At 50.8% G+C, this 22,897-nt stretch carries 16 protein-coding genes and 2 pseudogenes; 9 read left to right on the top strand and 9 right to left on the bottom strand.

The genetic code is table 11. The annotated features are described in order from the left end of the window. The first annotated feature begins 34 nt into the window (after window positions 1–34). The 4 genes from MHH82_RS02025 (at window position 35) to MHH82_RS02010 (ending at window position 5,934) form a co-directional block, all read left to right on the top strand. Window positions 35–2,839 carry a glycoside hydrolase family 3 protein gene (locus MHH82_RS02025; RefSeq protein WP_340962844.1) on the top strand — a complete coding sequence of 935 codons (2,805 nt, stop codon included), beginning with the start codon at window positions 35–37 and terminating at the stop codon, window positions 2,837–2,839. Between the two features lie 263 nt (window positions 2,840–3,102). After that, on the top strand, window positions 3,103–3,636 hold the full coding sequence (locus MHH82_RS02020; RefSeq protein WP_036664778.1) for an RNA polymerase sigma factor: 534 nt from the start codon (window positions 3,103–3,105) through the stop codon (window positions 3,634–3,636). Continuing rightward, on the top strand, window positions 3,623–5,272 hold the full coding sequence (locus MHH82_RS02015; RefSeq protein ID WP_340962834.1) for a DUF4179 domain-containing protein: 1,650 nt from the start codon (window positions 3,623–3,625) through the stop codon (window positions 5,270–5,272). The genes MHH82_RS02020 and MHH82_RS02015 overlap by 14 nt, the downstream gene beginning before the upstream one ends. A 215-nt stretch (window positions 5,273–5,487) precedes the next feature. After that, complete coding sequence (locus MHH82_RS02010; RefSeq protein WP_009593821.1) at window positions 5,488–5,934, top strand: carboxymuconolactone decarboxylase family protein; 447 nt, start codon at window positions 5,488–5,490, stop codon at window positions 5,932–5,934. On the opposite strand, the gene MHH82_RS02005 is transcribed toward MHH82_RS02010, so the two are convergent. After that, on the bottom strand, window positions 5,903–6,802 hold the full coding sequence (locus MHH82_RS02005; RefSeq protein WP_340962831.1) for a sigma-70 family RNA polymerase sigma factor: 900 nt from the start codon (window positions 6,800–6,802) through the stop codon (window positions 5,903–5,905). The two genes, MHH82_RS02010 and MHH82_RS02005, sit on opposite strands and share 32 nt — an antisense overlap. Window positions 6,803–7,104: 302 nt before the next feature. On the opposite strand from MHH82_RS02005, the gene MHH82_RS02000 reads away from it, so the two are divergent. Genes MHH82_RS02000 through MHH82_RS01990 form a run of 3 tightly spaced genes read left to right on the top strand, consistent with a single transcriptional unit; the run spans window position 7,105 to window position 9,451 of the window. After that, entirely contained in the window at window positions 7,105–7,980 is an 876-nt protein-coding gene (locus MHH82_RS02000) for a diguanylate cyclase domain-containing protein (RefSeq protein WP_340962829.1), read from the top strand. Window positions 7,981–8,019: 39 nt separating this feature from the next. Further along, window positions 8,020–8,163, top strand: a complete 144-nt coding sequence (locus MHH82_RS01995) for a hypothetical protein (protein WP_009593808.1) — start codon at window positions 8,020–8,022, stop codon at window positions 8,161–8,163. Then, a complete protein-coding gene (locus MHH82_RS01990) occupies window positions 8,156–9,451 on the top strand; it encodes a glycosyltransferase family 2 protein (protein ID WP_340962825.1) in 1,296 nt (431 codons plus the stop codon). Before MHH82_RS01995 ends, MHH82_RS01990 begins: the two co-directional genes overlap by 8 nt. Before the next feature lie 121 nt (window positions 9,452–9,572). Here the strand turns inward: MHH82_RS01990 and MHH82_RS01985 are convergent, their stop codons facing one another. Beyond that, window positions 9,573–9,800 carry a DUF896 domain-containing protein gene (locus MHH82_RS01985; protein ID WP_340962823.1) on the bottom strand — a complete coding sequence of 76 codons (228 nt, stop codon included), beginning with the start codon at window positions 9,798–9,800 and terminating at the stop codon, window positions 9,573–9,575. A gap of 327 nt (window positions 9,801–10,127) precedes the next feature. Here MHH82_RS01985 and MHH82_RS01980 point away from each other — a divergent pair, with 327 nt between their 5' ends. Together MHH82_RS01980 and MHH82_RS01975 are read left to right on the top strand one after the other, a co-directional pair. Beyond that, the gene (locus tag MHH82_RS01980; RefSeq protein ID WP_340962821.1) at window positions 10,128–11,483 is read left to right on the top strand and encodes a sodium-dependent transporter; all 1,356 of its coding nucleotides are present in this window, start codon (window positions 10,128–10,130) and stop codon (window positions 11,481–11,483) included. Window positions 11,484–11,640: 157 nt separating this feature from the next. Further along, window positions 11,641–12,117, top strand: coding sequence for a hypothetical protein (locus MHH82_RS01975; protein ID WP_340962819.1), 477 nt, complete (start codon window positions 11,641–11,643; stop codon window positions 12,115–12,117). A gap of 95 nt (window positions 12,118–12,212) precedes the next feature. Here the strand turns inward: MHH82_RS01975 and MHH82_RS01970 are convergent, their stop codons facing one another. From MHH82_RS01970 to MHH82_RS01945, 7 genes and pseudogenes are all read right to left on the bottom strand, one after another. Then, window positions 12,213–12,938 carry an ABC transporter permease gene (locus MHH82_RS01970; protein WP_340962817.1) on the bottom strand — a complete coding sequence of 242 codons (726 nt, stop codon included), beginning with the start codon at window positions 12,936–12,938 and terminating at the stop codon, window positions 12,213–12,215. Next, window positions 12,935–13,783 (bottom strand): ABC transporter ATP-binding protein, encoded by an 849-nt coding sequence (locus MHH82_RS01965; protein ID WP_012818603.1) that lies wholly within the window; start codon window positions 13,781–13,783, stop codon window positions 12,935–12,937. Before MHH82_RS01965 ends, MHH82_RS01970 begins: the two co-directional genes overlap by 4 nt. Before the next feature lie 163 nt (window positions 13,784–13,946). After that, window positions 13,947–14,309 (bottom strand): annotated as a pseudogene (locus MHH82_RS41595) (LytTR family DNA-binding domain-containing protein); the annotation flags it as partial. A gap of 510 nt (window positions 14,310–14,819) precedes the next feature. Next, window positions 14,820–15,275, bottom strand: a pseudogene (locus tag MHH82_RS41590) (ATP-binding cassette domain-containing protein); the annotation flags it as partial. A 234-nt stretch (window positions 15,276–15,509) separates the two neighbouring features. Further along, on the bottom strand, window positions 15,510–16,646 hold the full coding sequence (locus tag MHH82_RS01955) for an acyltransferase family protein (RefSeq protein ID WP_340962813.1): 1,137 nt from the start codon (window positions 16,644–16,646) through the stop codon (window positions 15,510–15,512). A 100-nt stretch (window positions 16,647–16,746) separates the two neighbouring features. Beyond that, complete coding sequence (locus tag MHH82_RS01950) at window positions 16,747–17,400, bottom strand: response regulator (protein WP_036664790.1); 654 nt, start codon at window positions 17,398–17,400, stop codon at window positions 16,747–16,749. Then, window positions 17,379–22,481 carry an AAA family ATPase gene (locus MHH82_RS01945; RefSeq protein WP_340962811.1) on the bottom strand — a complete coding sequence of 1,701 codons (5,103 nt, stop codon included), beginning with the start codon at window positions 22,479–22,481 and terminating at the stop codon, window positions 17,379–17,381. The genes MHH82_RS01950 and MHH82_RS01945 overlap by 22 nt, the downstream gene beginning before the upstream one ends. Window positions 22,482–22,897 lie beyond the last annotated feature (416 nt).

The raw sequence follows: 22,897 nt of genomic DNA, 5'->3' as shown, positions 1-22,897 counted from the left end.
CATTCCAACTCTGCTTAGAAATGAGGTTTTGCTCATGAAATATCCGTTCCAGGATCCGGATCTACCGCTGGAAGAGCGAGTTCACGATCTGGTATCCCGATTGACCTTGGACGAAAAAATCGAATTAATGTGCCAATACCAGACGGAAATCCCCCGTCTCGGCGTGCAAAAATATAAGCATGGCACCGAAGGCGCCCACGGCGTGGCATGGCTTGGCGAAGCGACCGTCTTTCCGCAAAACACCGGACTTGCGTGCACGTGGAATCCCGAGCTGATGCGTGAAATCGGCTCGGTCATCGCAGAGGAAGCCCGGGTCTATTACCAGCGCGACCGGGCCATCAACGGACTGACCATCTGGGCGCCGACCGTGGATCTGGAACGCGACCCCCGGTGGGGACGAACGGAAGAAGCCTACGGGGAAGACCCGCACCTGACCGGGGAGCTATCCACCGGGCTGGTGAAGGGCATGCAGGGAGACCATCCCTTCTACTACAAAACGGTAGCTACCCTGAAGCACTTCTACGGCAATAACAATGAAGCCGACCGCGGCAGCGCCTCGGTAAGCATCGATCCGAGGAACAAACGCGAATATTATCTGAAAGCTTTCGAGGCTCCGTTCCGGGAAGGGAAAGCCGGTTCCATGATGACCGCGTATAACGGCATCAACGGCACGCCGTGCAACCTGAACCATGAAGTGAACGATATCGTCAAGCAGGAATGGGGCATGGACGGATTCGTCGTAGGGGACGCGGGTGACGTGCTGGGTACCGTCATGGACCATCATTATGTCGCTTCCTACGCAGAGGCCGTTGCGGGTTCCGTCAAAGCCGGAATCGACAGCATCACCGACGATCAGGACATCTCCTTCCGCGCTCTCCGCGATGCTTTGGAGCAAGGATTGCTTGAGGAGCAGCATCTGGACCATGCCCTCCGCAATACCTTCCGCGTCCGCTTCCGCCTTGGCGAATTCGACCCGGAGGAGCGGAATCCATACAGCCGCGTACCGGAGACGAAGCTCTGCGCGCCGGAGCATGCCGAATTATCTCTTCGAGCCGCCCGTGAGTCGATCGTGCTGCTGAAAAACGACGGTTTGCTGCCCCTTCCGCGTGATCCGTTCAAATCCGCGGCCGTGATCGGACCGCTCGCCAACGAAGCGTTCACGGATTGGTACAGCGGCACGCCTCCCTACCGGATTACGCCGCTTCAGGGCGTGCAGGCCAAAGCGGGAGACCGTTACGTTCAATTCCATACGGGATTGGATCAGGTGCGCCTTCGTTCTGCCGTCAGCGGCACGTATGTCGCCCTGTCTTCCGAGGAGCAGGGCATCCTGTTTGCAGGCACGTCAGCATCCGCCGATGCCGCCGTATTCGAGCGAAACGACTGGGGCTGGGGCTCTGTCACGCTCCGCCTGGTCAGCAGCGGCAAATTCGTAACCGAAACGGAGACGGGACTGCAAGCTGCGGCCGACGAAGCTCGCGGCTGGTTCGTGAAGGAGGCTTTCGGCTTCGAGGCGTTGCCGGATGGAAGCTTCCTGATGAAAAACTGGGAAGGCAAACCGATCCTGCTCGATGAGCATGGCCGGCTTGTTGTTGGCGGCATCGAGGAAACGGGAACGCCGTTTACCATCGAAACGGTTCAGGACGGCATCGCTGAAGCCGCTGCAGCGGCAGCATCGGCTGAAACCGCCATCGTCTTCGTGGGAAACAGCCCGTTCATTAACGGCAAGGAAACGATCGACCGTCCCGACATCACCCTTCCGCCTGCTCAGCAGGCTTTGATTCAGGCGGTGTTCGAAGCTAATCCCCATACGGTGGTGGTCATCGTAGGCGGGTATCCGTTCGCGGTGAACTGGGAACAGGAGCATGTGCCGGCCATACTCTTTACGTCTCACGCCGGGCAGGAGCTGGGCCACGCGGTGGCCGACGTTCTGTACGGAGATTATAATCCGGGCGGCCGCTTAAACATGACGTGGTATAAGTCAACCGAACAGCTTCCGGACATCATGGATTACGACATTATCAAAGGGAAGCGGACCTATCAATATTTCGAGGGGGATGTACTGTACCCGTTCGGTCACGGCCTCAGCTATTCCCGCTTCCAATACAGCGGTCTATCGCTTAGCCGTCCGCAGATCACGGCCGAAGGCAGCGTAACCGTCACCGTTGCGGTTAGGAACGAGAGCCAGCTGGCCGGGGATGAGGTGGTTCAGCTGTATGTGAAGGCTGACTCCTCCCGCGTCATCCGTCCTCTCAAAACGTTGAAGGGCTTCCGCCGCGTTCATCTGGCTCCAGGCGCTTCGGAAACGGTAACCTTTGAGCTCAAAGCCGAGGAGCTGGCCTTCTGGGATGTCACCCGGGAGCGCTACTGCGTGGAAAGCGGGACCTATACGCTCATGGCTGGACCATCCTCCGGCCGCCTGCCGGTCACCGCAGTCCTTCAAGTCGAAGGAGAAACGATTCCGCCACGCATGCTGCGAGAGCCTGTTCGGGCAGTGAATTATGACGACTACCAGGGTGTCTTCCTCGATGAATGCCGCGAAGGCGGCGAAAGCATCCGTTTAACCGGCGACTCGGGATGGATCGCCTTCCATGACGCCGATCTCGGCAATTCTCCGGCCACGTTCGAGGCCAGGGTGAGCGGACATATCAAGGGCGGCGACATCGTCGTTACGACCGGCAGCCCGGATGGCCCCGCAGCCGGAAGCTGCAGGGTCCTGCCGACCGGAGGGCGCCAGGCCTGGACGACGGTAGAGGCCGATCTGACGGGGTTAGCAGGACGGGCCGACGTCTTCCTGATCATGAAAGGCGAGGTGCAGATCAGCTGGTTCCGCATAGCTTAAGCCGCCAGCGATCTAGTGATAACCCTCGGCTTAATCGATGGTTCTAACGGGCCTGCCAGCGGCACCCCACCTTACAGATATCCATAGAACATCTGCCCTACGTTTTATACGGTGGGCAGATGTTCTTTTTTGTTAGAATGAAGTCAATCCGAAAATATAAGAAAATGTCCCCGCCTTCGTTACAAGGCCACAACAAAAAATGTGAACCCATTCCAAGGGTCATTTGTTTATTAGACATAACGCAAAGAAAGGAGTGCCTTGGATTGACGGAACGCGAGTTATTCGATTCATACAACAAGGACGTGTACCGTACCTGCTACTACATGCTGCGGAACGCCCAAGATGCGGAAGATCTCTGCCACGACGTATTCGTCACCGTATTTCGCCAGGATTGGAGAAGCGTAGAGCATACACGCGCCTGGATCATGCGCATCGCGATGAATCACTGCCTGAACCTGCTTAGAAGGAATCAGACCCAGCGGGAAAAGCAAAGCCAGGTCGCTTGGCTCCACGAGCAGACCGCGGCATCGGTTAAATCCGTGGACACCATCGTATTGGAAAAAGCAGCGGCGGCGGAATGGGAGAGCCTGCTGCGGCAGCTCCCGGACAAGCTGATGGCCGTGGTCACGCTCCGCTATATTGGCGAGCTGTCGATGGCGGAAATTGCCGAAACGTTGAAGATCCCTGTAGGAACGGTTAAATCAAGGCTTCACAAAGCATTGAAAATCATGCGCAAAAAGCTCGAGCATCATAACGGCTTTTGGCTGAAGGGGGAGAAACAATTTGGAACGTTTTGAGAATACTCTGAAAAATCAGATGAACACAGCGAATAACGTGTCTTATCCTGATTTTGACCGGATGTGGAGCAGCATACAGCAGGACGAATTGAAGGTGGCCGGAGGGGAATCGACTCCGCTTCGTCCGCGTAAGCGAAAGCGAATTGCGATCATTACCGGGATATCCGTCGCCCTGATGGCCACACCGGTCTATGCAGCCTTGAATTATGACTGGTCCCATCTTCTGTCTTACAAGGCCGGGATCCAGACTGCGCTAGAACAAGGGCTTGGCCAGGCAATTGAGAAATCCGTTACGAAGGATGGCATCACGCTAACGGTGCACACGGCGTTTATCGATGAGAACCGCACGTTCCTGCTCTACAGCCTGGATCCTGGCTCGACGCGGGCCGGCGAACAAATCGCTTTTGATCGAATCGGGCTTAAAGATAAGGAAGGCCATTCCGTGGAGGGCCATTATTCGCATCAGTGGAACGAGGAGTTAGGCGTATTCCAGGGGTATTTCGAGACCGATTGGGTTGCTGAGGGCCAGATCGCGGATATCGAGTTTGCAATGGAAAATATTCGTTTTACCGGCGATGGAAAACAGTCCATCCCTTACGACCCTCAAAACCCGAATACGCAGGCATTCCCCATTCAAAAGGATGGCATTGACAGCGTGACCCTGCAGTCCTTCGAGCAGGCCGAAGGCAATGTCCTGCTTCAATCGTCCATTAGATTTACGGACCCTGAAATGAACAGCAGAAGCTGGGTGCGAATTCAAGCAGCCGATGACAAGAATGAGATGATTAAGGAGGTTAAACCTTCTACTTTCGGAACTCCGGCAGCCACCGGAGAATACCTGAGCCAGCAAATATTCAAGTCCGATTCCCTGCGTGCGGAAGGCACGACATTCCAGTTGGCTTATGATCGCACGCTGCAAAGCGTCGATGAAACCTGGAGCTTGAATATGGCTCTATCCAAGAAACAAATGGCCAACGGCACATGGAAGGACGTGCTGAATATCCCTGTAGATCAGGTGCCTGGGGAATCGAAGATCCATGAAATGATCGTGACGCCAACCCAAGTCCGGCTGATCCTGACCCATAAGGAAAAGCATACCCGTTTTCCATACATGGACTATCAGCTGGACGTAGGCGGAACGCTGTTAAGCGGAAGCATGTGGCATGTGCCCGGCCAGTCCAAGAAAACGGAGCTGCGCTTTGAAATGACCGGACTGGATGCAGCCTCTCTGGCGAACCGCCCCGTGTCTCTGGTCGCCAAGCACCGCGTCGACGAATTCGCCGGAGATAAGAATCCGATCCGCTTGACCGATATTTCGGCTGAGCATCAGACCTTAACGTCCAGCATTGCCGGCTATCCGATTACATGGACCTATTACATGAAGGATCATAATCTCTATGTGGAATCCTTGAGCTCCGACCCGGCGTTCGGCGGCGTCAACCAGACTTATTATCTGGACGGCGAAGATCGGAGCTATGGCATGCCGGCCATCATCGGCCTGCTCGGGGATGACAGTAATAAACATATGGACGTGTATAAGAATTTCGACAAGACCGAGCTCGAGGTTTATGTTTGGAACTATACCACCCATAAGCGGGACGATGTCCTGCGCATTCCGCTCAAAACCGGGAAATAAACCTATCAAGCGTTATAAACGATAAAGAAACCCCATGCAGAGACGAAAACGTTACCCGGTGCAGCATTTCTGCCAAGAAATGCTGCACCTTTCGTATCTTTCGTACTCCATCCATGAAGGGTTTCTCTCTTTTTTTCCGTTCACATGTCACAATTCCCGGCGACAAACTGTCATATAGGTGAATATCAACCTTCAAACGTAAAGGGGAACTGAACATGGAACTGCGAATGAATTACCGGTCGGCCAATCCCGAAGCCTTTAAAACCCTGCTTGCCCTGGAGCAAGCGGCTCAAAAAAGCGGACTGGATCACAAGCTGTACGAGATCATCAAGCTCCGGGCGTCCCAGATCAACGGCTGCTCCTTCTGCGTGGATATGCATTCGAAGGATCTGCTCTCCATGGGCGAGAGCGTGGACCGTCTCCTCCTTCTGCCGATGTGGCGCGAAGTGCCGATCTATTCCGACGAGGAACGGGCCGTCATCGAATTGACGGAGTGCGTGACCAAGCTGTCCGAAGCCGGCGTTCCGGCCGAGGTATACGAACGCGTGCGCAAGCATTTTGACGAGAAGCAATTCGTCGATCTGGTCATGGCGATTACGACCATCAATGCCTGGAACCGGATCGGCGTTGCTACAGGGCTGTTCCCGGGCTGTTTTGATTAAACAGCTGCAATTTATCCGGATTGACCACAAGAAAGATCCGGCTGATGCGGGATAAGTCGGGTTCCCACTCTGCCGTAAGCACCATGGAGACCCTGCCTTCCCGCTTCAGCAATACGCCGGGCTCCCCGTTGACGGAGACGGGTTCAAACCCTTCCCGAAACGAGCCTTTGGCGGACAATCCCTCGAAGAAAGCTCGTACCCGCTCCACGCCCAGTATCGGATTGATGGCTGCTTTCGCTTTGCCGCCGCCATCCGACAGCAGCGTAACCTCTTCCTTCAGGAAAGAAAGCAGCGGCTTAAAATTCCCCATATCGGACGCCCGCAGGAAAGCTTCAACGAAGCGTTCCTGCTGTTCCGTCCGGGTTCCTTCTCCCACCGGCCCCTCCGAATAGCGGCCCATTTTTTCCTTGGCACGGCTGAAGGTCTTGCGGCAGCTGATCTCCGTCTTTCCAAGCATCTCCGAGATTTCATGATATTCGAGACCCAGCGTATCCTTGGCGATATAGATGGCACGCTCCAGCGGCGTTAGGCGTTGAAGCAGCACCAGATAGGCATAGCCGATATTCTCGCGGCGTTCCGCAGGATCGGACCGCTGTATCATGTCATAATCCGGCATCGGCTCCGGCAGCCAGGGACCGGTATACGTTTCGCGCTGGCGCCTGGACGATTTCAGCAGGTTGATGCAGCGGTTCGTTGTCATTTTGGCCAAATACGCCTTCTCGTTTAGCACCTCTCCCCGATCCATCTGCACGAATTGGGAAAATACATCCTGCACGATGTCCTCGGCATCCGCCGCACTCCCCAGCATCCGGTAGGCCAGGCCGAACATCATCGGCTTGTATTCGATATAGATTTGATCCCATAACATCAGGCACACCTTCTTACTCTGTATATTGTCGACAGTAAGCTACACCACCTATAAGACAGATGAACGCTGCCGTCTGTGACATCAAGACGCTCTAATCCTACTCTATCCTATAGATCCCGATCCCTGAAAGGGTCAGTTTATCAGAGAGTTGGAGGGTCAACCAACGCTGCGTTCTTTATCTAATATGAACATTGTGACAAGGATCGATAAATCTATCGACATTTGGGTAATTTTTAAATAACATATGGGATGACCTCACCACAAACGTAAAAGGTTTAAGAGCTTAGAAAGTAGGGAAACACATGAAAAAATCCACCCCTTTACGTCGCGTCGAATTCGGTTATTTTCTGCTGATTGCTCTTGCCATCGTCCAGCAGGCGTTATTATTTTGGCACATCCATGTAAACCAAAGTTTTACTTTCATGGAATTTATGTTTAGCATCGGCTCGTTGGCCGCTTTGCTTATCGGCTTCTTCCTGCCGGTCGGCGTTTCGACGGTCGCCGTTTTTGTTTATTTGGTCACGTATTTCGTCTGGTTGTCCACGCTGGCTCCGATCCATGCGCTCACGCTGTCCTGGATTTTGCTGCCGCCCGCCAATACCGCCATTGCCGTCTTCATTAAGCTGGCTCTCGTGCGAAGCCGTAGATTTATCCGCCGTCTCGAGCAGCTCAGGAAAACCAACCCGGACATCGACATTGACACCTCGCTCGGCAGCAAGGAGGCTTTTGAAAGCACGCTGGTGAAGCAAGCGAATCTGGCCCATCGGTATTCCGATCAATACGGCTTCTGCATTATGATGTTTAAGCTCGATTTCCTCCCCCTGACCAGGGAAAACGTCGGCTCCCACCGCTTTGCCAAGCTGATTGTAGAACTGTCCAATACGATTCAGAAGCAGATCCGTTACGAGGACTATAAGTTCTCCATCGGCGAAGGGCGGTTTATCATTCTGTGTCCGCTCACCAAGCCGGAGTACCTCAAAAGCCTCATGGACCGCATCAAAGTCGCCATGATGAACGTCCCTTTCCGGGACAAAAAAGGCATGTCCCTCAAGCTAGTGGTCCGAGCCGGCGGCCTCGTGTTCCAGAAAGAGCAGTTCAGCCGATATGAACATATCGATGACGTCATCTCCGCTTTAGAACGAAATACCGAAACCGACCTCATCGGGGAGTATATCTAACGAAGTTATCATCACCATGAAAAAGGAGGCTTGCAGCCGATGTCGTATACCCATTGGTTTATCCCTCTCTGCATCGGGGTCAGCATCGTGTTCTCCATCGCCATCATCATCCTGACGATCGCAACCTTAAGCTTCCGTTCGAAAATCAAACGAAAGTATGATCGGGGGAAGTTCAGTGACTGACTTTTTCCTCGTTATCTCCATCATCAGCATATGGATTGCCGTACTGGAGTCGATTATTATCATGGCCGGCGCCATCGTGTTCATTCATAAACAAAGCCGGCAGAAGCTGGTGAATCCCGGCAATTTGGAGGATTATCCCACCGTGACGGTCATGGTGCCCGCGCACAATGAGGAATTGGTCATCCAGGCAACGGTTGAGCACATTTTGCAGATGAATTACCCTCACCACAAAATGCAGCTGATTGTCATCGCCGACAATTGCAAGGATCAAACGGCCGAGCGGTTACAAGCGCTGAAAGCGAATGAGCGTTACCGGGACCGCGACTTTGTGATCCTGGAGAGAACCGGAACCGGCGGCAAATCGGGCGCTTTGAACGACGCGCTCAAGCAGGCAACGGGCGAATGGATCTGTGTTTACGACGCGGACGCCGCTCCTGAGAAAAATGCGCTGTTGTTTCTCACGCAGAAGGCGATGGAGCAGCCCGAACGCTACGGGGCCGTCTTTGGACGCAACAAGGCCCGTAACCGCGGGCAGAATTTCCTGTCCCGCTGCATCAATCTGGAGCTGGTGACCATTCAGCGCGTGCATCATACCGGGTTATGGCAGCTATTTAAGCTGGGTACCATTCCCGGCACGAACTTTATCGTGAAAACCGCGCTCATTCAGGACATCGGCGGATGGGACGAGCATGCGATTACCGAAGATACCGCGATTTCGTTCGAGATCCTGACGAGAGGGCAGCTGATTGCCCTGGCCCCCCAAGCCGAAGCTTATCAGCAGGAGCCCGAGGATCTGAAGGTGTACATGAAGCAGCGCGAACGCTGGGCCAAAGGCAACTACAGCGTCGTCACGGATAATATTCATCATCTGTTCGACCGGAGCAGCTGGCGGATTAAGCTGCATGTGCTGTATTACGCGGCCAGTTACTTCTGGTTTATGATTGCCATCATCATCTCGGATATTATATTTATCGCCAATATCGTGTATCAGATCATCGCGCTGTTTAATCCGGCCGTCGTCTCCCCTTTCCGGTTTGAAGGGGATGTCTACATGTATCTCGTCATTGCCTGGGCCTTAATGTATTACATCTACGTCCTGCAGATTAACCTGGCGCTCGCAACGGACATCGGCCAAAGCACCACGCGCAACTTCATTCTATCCTGCGTGTCGTACTTCACCTACGCTCAGCTGTTCCTCGTCATCTCCATCAAGGCGTTCTACTCCATGATCGTGGACAAGATTACGGGCAGGGAATCCAAGTGGTATAAGACGGAGCGGTTTGGATAGAGGGAGTCATTCGTATTTGGTGTTAGTAAAATAAAAGAAGAAGGATCGCCATGTCATGGCGATCCTTCTTCTTGTTCCACTATGTTCACCATGCTGTGTAAAAGCATTTACATCGTCATGGCTATTCGATTTTCCAGTTCTTTTGCTCATTGCGAAGTTTCTCAGGCGTCACGTCATTACCGGCGGGATCCACGATGCTTAATCCCGAAAAGGTGCTCAGCACCTGTCCGCGAATTTCGCGCAGGTATTCCGTGCGCAAAACTTGCTGTTCGGCTCTTTCCGCAACAGTGAGCACTCCTTCCCGCTGTTTTTGTGCCAATTCGTTAATCCGGGTTAAGCTTTGGATCATGATATCCCTCTTTTCCGTTATTTGTTTGTTTATTTATCTTAATGTAAAGATATATTATCTTAAGGTATTTGTCAACCCCTGCCAACCTTCATTTCCGTCAGACGCATTTGTGATTATTTCCCTATCAAAAGTCCCTTCCTTTCCTTAAACTTGGTGTTTAAGGTTTATTTATTTACAAATCGTGGTTAATGTTAGTATTGAAAACTTGGTGTTCGCAGCATAATACAAATGCAGGTCTTCATCCCTTAGGAAAAATTGCTTATGCCTTTCTGGCAGAACATGAAATATAATAGAGGAACTTAACTTTAAACAACTGGGGGAACATCTATGAAATCTCAGCTTAACAACCCAGCTTCACCGGGAAAAAACGATCGTTTTTCCTCTGCTGGATTCATCCTGGCCGCGATCGGGAGCTCTGTCGGCCTCGGAAACATGTGGAAGTTCCCGTACATTACGGGAGAACACGGCGGCGCAGCTTTCTTCCTGCTCTTCATTATCTGTCTCATCGTGATCGGTTTGCCCGTCCTGCTGGCGGAGCTTGCCATCGGACGAGCCGGCCGCGGGAGTGCCGCGACTTCCTTCGTTAAAGCGGGCGGACCGAAAGTCTTTGGACAGCTTGGATTGCTCCAGGTTATCGCGCCGTTTCTCATCCTGACCTTCTATGTCATTGTGGCAGGCTGGACGCTTCATTATGCCGTCATGTCGTTTAGCGGCAATCTGTACAGCAACACCGATTTCGGCGGTCAATTCACCGCGTTTACGGAAGGCTACATGCCGATCATTTGGCAAATTGTCGCTATTGCGATCACAGGTTGGGTAGTGGCTAAAGGCATCTCCGGCGGAATCGAAAAATTCAACAAGGTCCTGATCCCGGGACTGATCATTCTGTTAATTGTGTTAATGATCCGTGCTGTAACCTTGCCAGGGGCCGGAGCAGGGGTATCGTTCTTCTTGAATCCTGACTTCTCGAAGCTGAGCCCGGAAGCGGCACTCGTCGCGCTAGGACATGCCTTCTTCTCCCTCTCGCTTGGGATGGGGATTCTGTTGACCTACGGGGCTTATGTCGATAAGCGGCAATCCCTTGGTCCGGCTACCCTCGCCATCGGCGCAGGCGACCTGATCTATGCATTTATTGCCGGGCTTATCATATTCCCGACAACCGCTTCGTTCGGGATCGAGCCGAATGCCGGCCCTTCCCTTGTCTTCATTGCCCTGCCGGCAGCCTTCTCGGCCATGCCGCTGGGCGCTTTTTTCGGAGGATTGTTCTTCGTCCTTCTAGCCATCGCCGCATTAACCTCCTCCGTCTCGCTACTGGAGGTCCCAACCTCGTATGTCATGGACCGCTGGCATTGGGGACGCACCAAAGCCGTAGTCGTCATTAGCGCGCTGGTTATGCTAATTGGTCTACCCTCCGCGTTGTCATTCGGCATCGTGCCCGGGCTTACCGATATCGGCGGCAAAAATTTCTTTGATTGGCTGGATTTCATCACATCGAACATACTGCTTCCGGTCGGGGGCCTGATCACCACCATCTTCGCGGGATACTTCTGGAAGAAGGCAGCGGATGCCGCTGGTCTGAAAGCAGGCTGGTTCCGGGTATGGCTGTTCATGCTCCGTTATATTGCGCCGGTTCTCGTATTACTGGTGCTGCTTCATACCACGGGCGTTATCACATTCGAATAATCATGCTCTCGGCAGCCCCTTGGCCTTCCCGGCCCAGGAGGCTGCTTTTTCTATTGGCTTGGCTGCCGGACGCGGAGATGGACGGAACCGCTTTCAGATTGGCACACCTTCCATGAAGCGGATCATATACTATCCTAAAAGGAGGTGTTTTCTCTCCATGCCGATTCAATTGTTGGACATGCGTCTATCCGTCCATATGCCTACGAGGGCCAGCGATAGTGAGCCCCTCGATAATTCCGAGCCGCTTCTTATCGGAGATATCGGACTTCAAACGATTCCGGCGCTTGGAACGGTCAACGTCACGGACGTGCGCGTATGGCTGTCCGGCACGGTATCCTTGTTGCGTCCGGCCACGACCGAGGCAGAGCCTCCCTCCATGACTCTATTGATTGAGCGCGACGGCAGCGGAACGCCGGGTTCCGGAACGATCATTTACGAGCAGGTCGTCGATCCCGGGAACCTCTCGTTCAATATGTTTCCCATCTCCCTGACGGCCGGTGATACCCCTCCCGCCGCGGTCGTTAACCAAGGATTGATCCGTTATACTCTCTATATAGTCTTCCCCGGCGAAAATCCACTGCTGCTCAGCGGACCGGTCTCCTTCAGCGGCATTGCGGTCGCCGGATCCGGTTGAGGCGAAGTTTGAACGGCAAGAAGGTCTTCCCCGGTTCGCTTTGGGAAAGACCTTTTTTAATTGGATCTAATGGCCGGTACCGACGACAGCCAGTGCTATCGATCGAACCGTTTACGGCTGTATACTGCGGCAGCTGCAACGAGGGTTATGACCGTCCATCCTGCACAGATCAGCAGATCCTGGGTCATTTCGCTGATAGCGGCACCTTGGCTGACGCTGCCCATCACATCGATAAACTTCTGCGTAGGCAAGTAATTCACGATGCTCATGATCCATTCATTTCCTAACATGGGAGCGAACATCGGGCCCATAACGAAGACAATCAGTACCGGCAAACCGATAATGGAGGACTCTTGTACGGTACGTGACATCAAGCCGATGATTAAACCAAGCGCAATGAACATGATGAGCGAGACGAGAATCAGCAGGGACGGAATTCCCCAGTTGACCTCCGGCACCTCCGAAACGGCCACCGAAGCGATCACCGCGATCAGGGTCAATACGAAGGTGAGGAAGCTTTTGCCCATCAGAATCTCGGTAGTGCTCGCAGGCGAGAGCATCAATACGCGCAGGGTATGCTTTTCCTTCTCTTCGGCCACCATCATCGCCAGCACGAATGCGCCTGTCATCGATAAGGCGAGTAATATCGGAAAGCTCAGGATCATCATGTCATCGCCCTTTGTCCCGTCGCTCCCCATCTTGCTGAACAGGAAGGCAAACATGATCGGCATTCCCATCATCAACAGAATTTGCGGGTTACGGATACTATCTTTCCACTCTTTGTTTATTATGGCTTGCAGTCTCTTCATGGAAAATGTCATTGCAATTCCCTCCCGGTCATTTTTACGAAAATATCGCCTAACGTCGGTTCATTGGAATGGATCGATAACAGCCTGCCTTCCAGCATCCATTGTCCGATGCGCTGCGCGCTCTCTTCATTCTGCTGCAGCACCCGCTTGCCCTCGCCCTTCACCAGAACCGTCATCGATTGATCGGCATGCGCCAGCCGCAGCTGCTGCGGGGTATCGATCGCTTTGATCACGCCATCATGGATAAAGGCCACGCGATCACACAGGCTCTCCGCTTCCATCATATTGTGGGTCGTCAGAAAAATGGTGGTTCCTTCCCGATTCAATTTCCGCAGGCCCTCATGAATATGAAGGGTGTTAACCGGGTCCAACGCTGACGTCGGCTCGTCCAGGAATAGCAGATCCGGCTTGTGAAGAATAGCACGTGCCAGCATCACTCGCTGTTTCATCCCTTTGGAGAGCTTTTTCACCATCGTCTGACGATCATTGGCCAGATTAACCTCTTCCAGCACCTCGGCAATCCGTTTCGATTCCACGTCATACAGCCTGCAGAACAGTTCCAGATTGTCTTGAATGGTGAGTCTCTCATATAATGCGCTGTTATCGGTCAGTATGCCGATCCGGCGCTTATGGCTGGAATCGTTCATTTTATTTATAGGTTGACCGAACACCTTCACGGTGCCGGAGGTTGGCAGCAATTGGGAAGTCAGGATCTTCACCGTCGTTGTTTTGCCCGATCCGCTTGGACCCAGGAATCCGAATATTTCGCCTTGATGAACATTAAATTGTATATGCTGTAACGCACTCTTGTTTCCGAACGCTTTCAGCAGCTGATCGACTTCAATGATTGGTTGCACGTTTGATCCATCCCTTCAGGTTGTCGTTGTCGCCTTACACCCTTCATGTTAAGGTAACGTCGAAAACGCCGCATTATAATAGGGATGAAAGGAGTATATCCGCTATCGAAACCTGCGATATCAGCCTTGAACGGAGCAAACATTCGGATGAATGCAACGCAAATCAAATGCCAATGATCTTTTTTAGCTCATCGTATTTGCCTTTGGATAACGGGATGGAGCTCTTGGAATGGTCGTCCAGAATTAAACTGTAGCTGTTTCGTGTCCATGTGATGACTTCACGGACCTTCTGCAGATTCACCAGGTACGAGCGGTGACAGCGATAGAAGCCGAACCCCTTGAGCCGGCCTTCCAGATCGCTTAACGACATGGAGCAGGCATAGACCCCTTGGAGAACATGAAGATTCGCGACGCCTTCATGGCTCTCGATATAATCAATTTCTGTCGGATCAAACAGTATCAGCTTGTCCCCCACCTTGGCCGGAATCTTCTCGAAGCGTACGGGCTGGACGAAGGCCGGCACTTGAGCTCCCGCGGGGACCGATTGTCCTCCAGCCCCGGCTTCGTCAAAGGTTTCGGAAGATTGAGAATGATCAGGGAAAGCGCTTAGCTTGGCGGATTTCGGCTTAGCCTCGGCGGATTCCGTTTCTGTTGCGGTCTTAGGCGCAGTCAACGGAGCCTGTGCTTCTGTTTCTTGAGTTACAGTCTCCGCAGCAGCCTCAGCTGGGATTATATTTTCAATCCGGGAATCCGCTGCTGTTTTTATTCTTTCCTGGTCCTCTACCTCTATTGAATGAAATGGCTTTCTATCTCCATCTCCATCTCTATCGCTAATGGGGTCCAACTCTTCTTCCGCCGTTTCCAGCTTTTTAAACCCGGCATGGCTATATAAATACACATCATTGGTCATCGATATGGCCTGTTCCAGCACCATGGTCGTGATGACGATCGCTTTGCCTTCCTCTATCAGAGCCGGTATCAGATTGCGAATGATATAACTTGTCTCAAGATCGACATTTTGCTCCGGGTCTTCCATGAGCAAAACCGGCGGATTATGTACGAGTGCACGTGCGATGGACAATCGGCGCAATTCCGAAGTTGTCAACTGCAACACCCGGCTGTTTTGCTTCTCTGCTAGTCCTAAGCGCTGCATTAACAGCTCCATGTCCGGCTTCGTCTCATAGAGACGAGCATAAAAATGGAGAAATTCACGAACCTTCAGACGCTCGTATGCCGCATCCGATAACAGCTGAATCCCTATTTTTTCTCTAATATTCCGTGTATGTTCCGGTGTCAGCGCCTCTCCCAGAATCCAGATGGAGCCCTCCGATATCGGCGTCTGCCCGATCATGGCGAGCAGCAATTGATGTCCGAATTCGTGATTGCATTGAATGGCAACGCATTGACCTGCGCTCACCTCAAGGTTGATGTGTGGAATTAATACGGTACTGCCGGATGTCTTCTGCACGTGTCGTAGCTGTACTGCGCTCATCTGATTTTGTATCCCCCTAGATTGTTGATTCAACAGTCCTATTTTAATGGAATGATTTGGCTGAAACTACTATTTATTTCGGATCATTCGCTAGCAGATGCTATTTCCCGAGAAATAATGACAAGGGATAACCATGAGTGAAACAAAAAAGGACTTCTAAATTAAAGAAGTCCGAATTACTTATTTTTACATACTAAGTTAATAAATACAATTAAATTAAATGCAAATCGACGATCAACTTGTCTTCATAATCACTCCGGTTTCTGCAGGAATATCTTTTCTTTTGATCCGTAACTTTAATTGACCTGTTAGCCATTGCTCTATAAATTGATAGGATAGATGCGAAACAACAATGGATAAGAAAAGGGATAAGACTGCATATATCGCAAAAGACAACGATGAACTGCCAATCATACTACTAAGTTTAGGAACAAAGATTTTTAACGGAAACATAACCATCGTATGCCACATGTACAAGCTATAGCTAATCCTGCCTAAATAATTCATAAAACCAGTACGAAGAACGCGAGATAATAACCCATATTCCTTAATGATTGGAATAAACAACAGGAAGCTTAACAGGAGAGCGACAGCGATTGGCACAGTAAATTTATGATAAGCGACATACATGAGTATGAAACATATCAATCCATTGAAATAAAAGATCTTATTAGGCTTCCACCTATTTCGCAGCTTATTTTGACATATAAAGAGCAGAACACCTACTGCAAAAAACAGGAAATCACTGTGATAAACCACAATGACTATGCTCAACCCGATGACAAAAGCATACAGAACCCATTTAGAAACCATAGAAAGTCTCTCATTACGATAACCAAACCAAGCCAAGCCCGCAATGATATAAAAAAACAACTCATAACTTAATGACCATGCAACAATCTGAGCGATAGGCAAAGGAAAAATGCCGGGAAGTAACAGTGCGTTCGTTATGAAGTTAGTAATATAATCTACGAATCCAATGCCATCCATCCATTTGTATCCGATAAAGGGACCTACAGCGAAAATAATGATGTGGATCGTAATAAACACGGGATAGATACGCCAAATACGATTAAGAGCAAATTGCCCCAATGTTCGCTTGTTCAACAGACTTTGCGTAATTAATAATCCACTGATCACGAAAAATAAGTTAACTGAGATAGGTCCGGCATAGTTGATCCAATACAGAGGGGATTCCTTTGCAACATCCGGCAGATATCCTTCTAGTATGGCTGAACCGAATATATGATAGATAACGACAGATAATGCAAGCAGACCTCTAAGCCCTGTCAAAGATTGGTTTGTACCTTTCATTTCTAATTCCTTTTCAAAAAATGGAAGTATGACTCCGTCCGAAAGATTCGTGTTCAACGGTATCGCCTTAATTATTACTTCTATTGATTAGTTTAGCAAGAATAAAAACAATGGTCACAAGTAAAAGCTCAACTGGTGAATTCTCGTGTACCAATGTTCACAACATCGCCTGAAGCCGGACGATAGCCTGTGCCCGATCGACAACCTCCAATTTACTATAGAGATTACTAATGTAATTACGGGCTGTGCCTTCCGCAATATGCAGCATATCCGCGATTTCCCGGTTGTTCAACCCTTGGACCATCAGTCTTGCCAGTTCTTCTTCCCTTTCGGTCAACCGGATTCGATCCAACCGATTTCTTAGCATACCAGAATGCCCCTCTGACATTCTGCTCATTCTTGCCGCCAATTTAGCAGCAACCGGAGCAGGAAGAATGAACTGTCCCGCAATCGTATCCCGAATCGATGCAATCATTTTATCCGCATCCATATCCTTTAACATGTATCCGTTCGCTCCGTGCGCCATTCCTTCTACGATGTAATCCGTCTCAATGAACGTAGTTAAAATAAGAATAAAGATATCCGGATGGCTCTGTTTTATATGCTTCAGCGCTTGGATTCCATCCATGACGGGCATTTGAATATCTAGCAGTACAAGTCTGGGTTGGAGGGCATCCGCCAATTCACAAGCTTCTTCCCCGTTCTTGGCTACCCCTACAACCTCCATGTCGTCTTCCAGATCCAGTATCGTCCGTAGCCCTTCGCGTGTTAACAGCTGGTCGTCAGCCACTACAATCGTGATTTTTTCCATTCCTTTTCCCCAATCCATTGCTTTTGGTAAGGCAAATTAATCCGAAGCAGACAACCTTGACCGGGTCTGGAATCCACCGTCAAGCTGCCTCCCAATTGTTCAACGCGTTCTCTCATTGTTTTCAGTCCAAAACCATTAACGATTGTGCGAGCCCCGATACCTTGGTCTTGAAGCCTGAACTCAAGCTCCGACCCCACGAGCATCAGATTAAAATGGAACACCATGCTTCCACCATGGCGTATTCCGTTAGTTAATCCCTCCTGCAGCGCATGATAGATCGTCTTCTTACATGCTGTAGACAACCATTCGGGCAGATCATGGATAGACGCATGGATAGTAACTCCAGCGTTTCGCTCCGTATCCCGGATTAACTCCTGAAGCATATTGGGAAGATGGGCATATTTGTCCTCCCTTAACATGTGTACCGAGCCCCGGATTTCATTGAGGCTGTGGCGCACCAAATCTTGTGCCTCGTTCAGCCGCTGAACTCCGGCCTGCATATCCTTATGAAGCAGCCTTTTGCCTGCTTCAATCTGCAGAATCGTCGAAGTAAGCGTATGCCCAACAATATCATGAATCTCTTGCGCGATACGATTCCGTTCCTCATAGACAGAGGCCTCAGCCTGCGCGGCCGATGTTTCCCTCATCGATCGCTCCAGACTTCGCGTTCGCTCTTCCACTTGAAGCTCCAGATTTTCCTTCAAATATTGAATCCCGGTATACAGCTTGGCATTTTTGATCGAAATTGCGCATTGAGAGCCTAGCAATTTCAATATATCGAGCCGCTGGGGCGTAAATATGCTGCGCGATAATTTATTCTCCATATATAGAACGCAAGTCAGTTGATTCTGATGGATAATCGGTAGACACAGCACCGATTTTAACCCTTTGTTCCTGACATACGTATTGCGTACAAACATTCCTTCATTAGACGCGTCATGGAGAACAATGACCTCTTGCGTTCTGGCTGCATAACCGACAATGGGGGCAGGTACGATTTCGGATTCCTCCCCCAACAGCACGGACTCGATCCGGATATCCGCTGATGTGCCCCAAGCCTCAATTGTCCATTTACCTTCATCATCGAAAATAACCGCCCCATACTCCGCGCCAGCATTGTGCAGCATAATCCGCATCAGCGAATCCAACAGCCGGCTCATCTCCATTTCACCCGATAAAGCCTGTGCGGACATCATGACCGAGAGCGTATCCACGCGTTCCAATCCAGACTCGGGCCTCAATTGCAGCAGATGAGGGTGCTCCTGCTTAAGGACCGCAGCCTTCGCCAAAGCCCCCCACTGCACGTAAGCTTCATAAGCCTCCGTCATATATATTCTGGCCAGACGCGGCTTGCCTTGACGCAAGCCATATTTGCCGTAACACTCCGCCGCCATCGCCATATCGTGAATATGTCCATATTGGCGGGCAGCCTCTATCGATTGCTCGTATAACTCCTCGGCTTGACGGTTCCTCCGCATCAACCGAAATATCTCCGCTTTCATCAACAAATATTTATGCTGATAATTTTCTGGGCAGCGAATGGCGTATTCTTTCATTTTGCTTAGCCGCTTGCGCAATTTCCCCATATAATCGTTCTGCACTTGCATCGGCGCTTCTTCGTAAAGCTTTGCCCATACCAGCGACTCGTAATAGTATTGAAGTATCGGATCACCGGCCGTTTTCCGCTTTTCCAAGATAACGGCTGACCTCGCTAACGCTTCATTCGCTTCCCGATACTCGCCAAACAGATACCCCGGCAAATATCGATAAATGCATACTAACTCTTCAATCACATGGAATGAATCCCCATGAACCGACTCGGCAAACTCCGCATCCGTAATCTGCCCGGTATCGAAGGGATCGTCAGGTGATCGAACGCCCGTCAACCGAATGAGAAGCGCAATAAATACTTTAAGCTGCTTGGAATGAAGATGATTATGATGTCTTAAGATATTCCCTGAGCTTGCGATTAGCCGGTCATATATCTCACCTAACGGATGACCAAACTGTAAGAGGGAACCACAATTGATCAGCACGCTTTGATTCCCTTGCCACAAGTCGCCGGATTCTAACCCGATCTTGCCTGCCTTCTCGGTAAATACCCCGAGCAGAGCCGGGTCGTATCGCCGCCAACTATCGGAACACAAAGTAAATGCGGTCAGCGTTCTCACATGCAGCTGCGGATATGGTTTCGATAAGCGATATGCGAGCATTCCCCATTTAAATGCCTCTTCATGACGGAAGCGATAATACATGAACAGGGCGTAGCCCATAAACCCGATGGAGGCCTCCGGGGTCATGCCGTAACGCAGCGTCATATCGACGATCGTTAGAGTATAAGAAAGCCATCCCTTCCGATTGACATAGAACGAGGCATTGCTCATATGGACCAACGCGGATATGGCCAGCTGCCGGGACGCATCCGTCATGGGAGGCAATTGATCCAGTTCTTTCATCGAATACTTGCCTAATTTCCGCTTTAGCCGTAACCACTGGAGAGTCAATCCGAATGAACCGAAATCAGACGGAAAATCAACTTGCAGCAGCCTTAAGGCATCTTGACCTAACGAGATCACTTCCCCATAATGGTCCTGACTTGCCTTCAGATGCATCTTCAGTACACAAACCGATGCTTTGTCCAAAGGGGTAACCGCCTTCTCCATCAAAGATTGGAACAAGTCGTGGGCGAGCTGGAAATGGGCACATAAATATTCCAATTCCGCTCGTTCCCGGTTGGCCTGAAAAGCGAGCCCATAATTTGTCCCCCAGTTATCCCCGTCCGCCTCCAAATAAGCCGTTGCAAGGCGCATATATCGCAGAGCAGTCTCGTAGGCGGTCGATTCTTTCGCCTTCAAGCCTGCCCTAAGGTTCAGCTCCGCCATCCTTGTTCTCTGTTCAGGTTGACGGTTCCCCTCCACGGCAAGGTTCATATGATTAACAGCTTCAAATAAAGCCTCCGTACCATCTCCCTGACCGAGATTCATTCGGTCAAGGAAGAGCAAGCCGATGCTCCAATGCAATTCCGAGCGTTTTTCTTCCGGAACAAGCGTGTAAGCCACCTGCTGGATGCGGTCGTGTTGAAATTTATAGGAGCTTCGGCTACCGTCGTTGATGAGCTGCACCAATGACATCCTTTCTGCCATCTCCAGTTCCTTCGCCAGTTTCGTTATGTGGAGCCCGGATATAATGGAGAGGGTTTCCAGATCAAATCGGCTTCCGAGGAATGAAGCATAGCCGACTACAATCTTTGTGGATGGTGGCATTACCTGCAATCGATCCGTCAGATAGGAGACCGCATTATCGGGAATGTTCATCTCGGCAATAAACGGCAAATCCCATGACCAGCTTTTGCTCGATGCATCAAAGAACACATGGCCATGGGCAATTAAATCTCCAAGAAACTGCTTGAGAAAGAAGGGGTTGCCGTCTGTCTTCCTAAGCAAGGCAACAGCCAGCTCCTCTACATCGCCATCTTTATGACGCATGACATCCTTTAACAGCTGGTTTATATCCTCCAAGGCAAGCGGCTGCAGGTCGATACGATTCCGTAGTATACGATCATGAGTCAAACGGTTTTCTAATCGACGGATCGGGTCTGCATCTTGATCACGGTAAGCCAATGCAACCAGCAGATGCTTGGTTGCTCTGTCGTCCAGAAGAAATTCCAGATATCGAAGAGATGCTTCGTCCGCCCATTGAAGATCGTCAAGAAATAGAACCAGGGGACAGTTCGGACGAAGGAACAACTGGATAAATCGGTTCATGATCAGATGAAACCGTTCCTGGGCTTCCACGGGCGGCAGCGGTTGAACAGGCGGCTGTTGGCCTATCAGCAATTCCAGCTCGGGAACCCGTTCAATCAGAATTTTCCCGTAATCCTCAACCGCTTGAAGAATCCGCAGCTTCCATACTTCGGCCTGCAGTGTGCCCTCGGTCAGCAGTTGACGAATCAGTTTACGGATCACCTGAATCCAAATATCGTAAGGCTGAGCCGTCTGATGGGTGCCGAACTTGCCCCTGATGAAGAAATAGTCCATAGATGCAGCCTGTTCCAGAGCTTCCATGAGAAAAGAAGTTTTTCCTATCCCCTCCGTTCCGCTAACGCCAACCAGCACAACAGACCCGCTAGCCGCCCTCCGCACTGCATCCTGCAGCATCTGCAGCTCGGCTTGCCGTCCGTAGAATTGGGCCGATTCCACCCATCGTTCCGGTATATCCCGGCTTCCAAGTCGGAATGGTTCCACCTCGCCTGTAACCTGAAGCCGATTGAAACACTCCTCAAGGTCCGTTTGAATACCGAATGCGCTGATATACCTATCGTCGGGCATCTTCTCCATGCATTTCTGTATAATATCGGACACTATTTTGGGGATGAATGGGAATTTGCGGTGCAGAGGCTCAGGGGTGCCGGCAAGATGGCGGTATACCGTATTTACAGGGTCGATATGTTCAAAGGGTAAAGTACCGGACAACCACTCGTATAATATGATCCCGAGAGAATAAAAATCGGATCGGTAATCCGGCGTCATTCCCGTTCTGCGTGTCTGTTCAGGCGATATATAAGGAAGAAACGCATCCGGCCGGCTTAAGGAAGACAACGGGCTTTTGCCCGCTTCGGTTGAACACATACGGATATCGATCAGCTTCACTTCATAGGTGCGGGGATTGACCATCAGATGAGAGGGCGTGATTTCGTTCAGCGTCATATTCTCTCGATGAATCCGAATAAGACAATCGGTTATGGCAACAGCCATGCGCAGGAGATCCGGAAGTTCCGGAACGTCAGAATATGCCCGCAGCAGCTGTTCCAATGTAACCCCGGCCATTTCTTTCAGGAGAAGAACCGGCCGATCTGCGATCATCTCCAAACTGTACGCTTCCAAGGCTCCACGGCCATCCAGCTTCTTCAATACGTCATACTCGTATCGAAAAGCAGCCACCATGGCCGATTCCGGACCTGCATCGCGTGTTGTCTTGGCTAAGACGCGCAAACCGTCGATAGAACGCGAAAGTCTAAAGAGTTGAATGTCTCCATTAGTATGGATTACGTCCAATGTTTGATATCCTGGCATTTCAAACATAAAGTTCCACTCCCTGATTATATGTAACAGCGTGTTTAATGATCGCAGGCTAATTAATTAAGGCTATTATAGCATTCGTCATTGCCGCGCTATATCAATCGCAAAAAGCTCGCGGTTTTTCTTTTCTTCAGATATGCAGTAGGCTCGGTTCCGCAATCTTCGACAGAACGAATGGGGAAAACAGACCTTCCCCTTTGGCGGTCTGTTCTCATGGCTTGCCGTACGTATCGACGTTGTGAAACATCTGCAACAAGCACTGCCTATTCATGACGATCGTCGTTGTTGTACCGAACATATTTAATATAATAGAAGGGCAGCTCGACAAATAGTGAGTGGTGTCATTAAATTGTCATATGACATCGATCAGATTTTAGGTAATGACAGGGGTTTGCCAAATCGCGGTGACGGTTGATGAG

The sequence above is a fragment of the Bacillus sp. FSL K6-6540 genome (assembly GCF_038007545.1).
This window is presented reverse-complemented; position numbering and strand designations above follow the sequence as displayed.

Coding starts and splice junctions, on each gene's coding strand:
- MHH82_RS02025 (WP_340962844.1), top strand. CDS start 35: ATGAAATATCCGTTCCAGGATCCGGATCTACCGCTGGAAGAGCGAGTT.
- MHH82_RS02010 (WP_009593821.1), top strand. CDS start 5,488: ATGGAACTGCGAATGAATTACCGGTCGGCCAATCCCGAAGCCTTTAAA.
- MHH82_RS02005 (WP_340962831.1), bottom strand. CDS start 6,802: ATGTTATGGGATCAAATCTATATCGAATACAAGCCGATGATGTTCGGC.
- MHH82_RS02000 (WP_340962829.1), top strand. CDS start 7,105: ATGAAAAAATCCACCCCTTTACGTCGCGTCGAATTCGGTTATTTTCTG.
- MHH82_RS01995 (WP_009593808.1), top strand. CDS start 8,020: ATGTCGTATACCCATTGGTTTATCCCTCTCTGCATCGGGGTCAGCATC.
- MHH82_RS01985 (WP_340962823.1), bottom strand. CDS start 9,800: ATGATCCAAAGCTTAACCCGGATTAACGAATTGGCACAAAAACAGCGG.
- MHH82_RS01980 (WP_340962821.1), top strand. CDS start 10,128: ATGAAATCTCAGCTTAACAACCCAGCTTCACCGGGAAAAAACGATCGT.
- MHH82_RS01975 (WP_340962819.1), top strand. CDS start 11,641: ATGCCGATTCAATTGTTGGACATGCGTCTATCCGTCCATATGCCTACG.
- MHH82_RS01970 (WP_340962817.1), bottom strand. CDS start 12,938: ATGACATTTTCCATGAAGAGACTGCAAGCCATAATAAACAAAGAGTGG.
- MHH82_RS01950 (WP_036664790.1), bottom strand. CDS start 17,400: ATGGAAAAAATCACGATTGTAGTGGCTGACGACCAGCTGTTAACACGC.
- MHH82_RS01945 (WP_340962811.1), bottom strand. CDS start 22,481: ATGTTTGAAATGCCAGGATATCAAACATTGGACGTAATCCATACTAAT.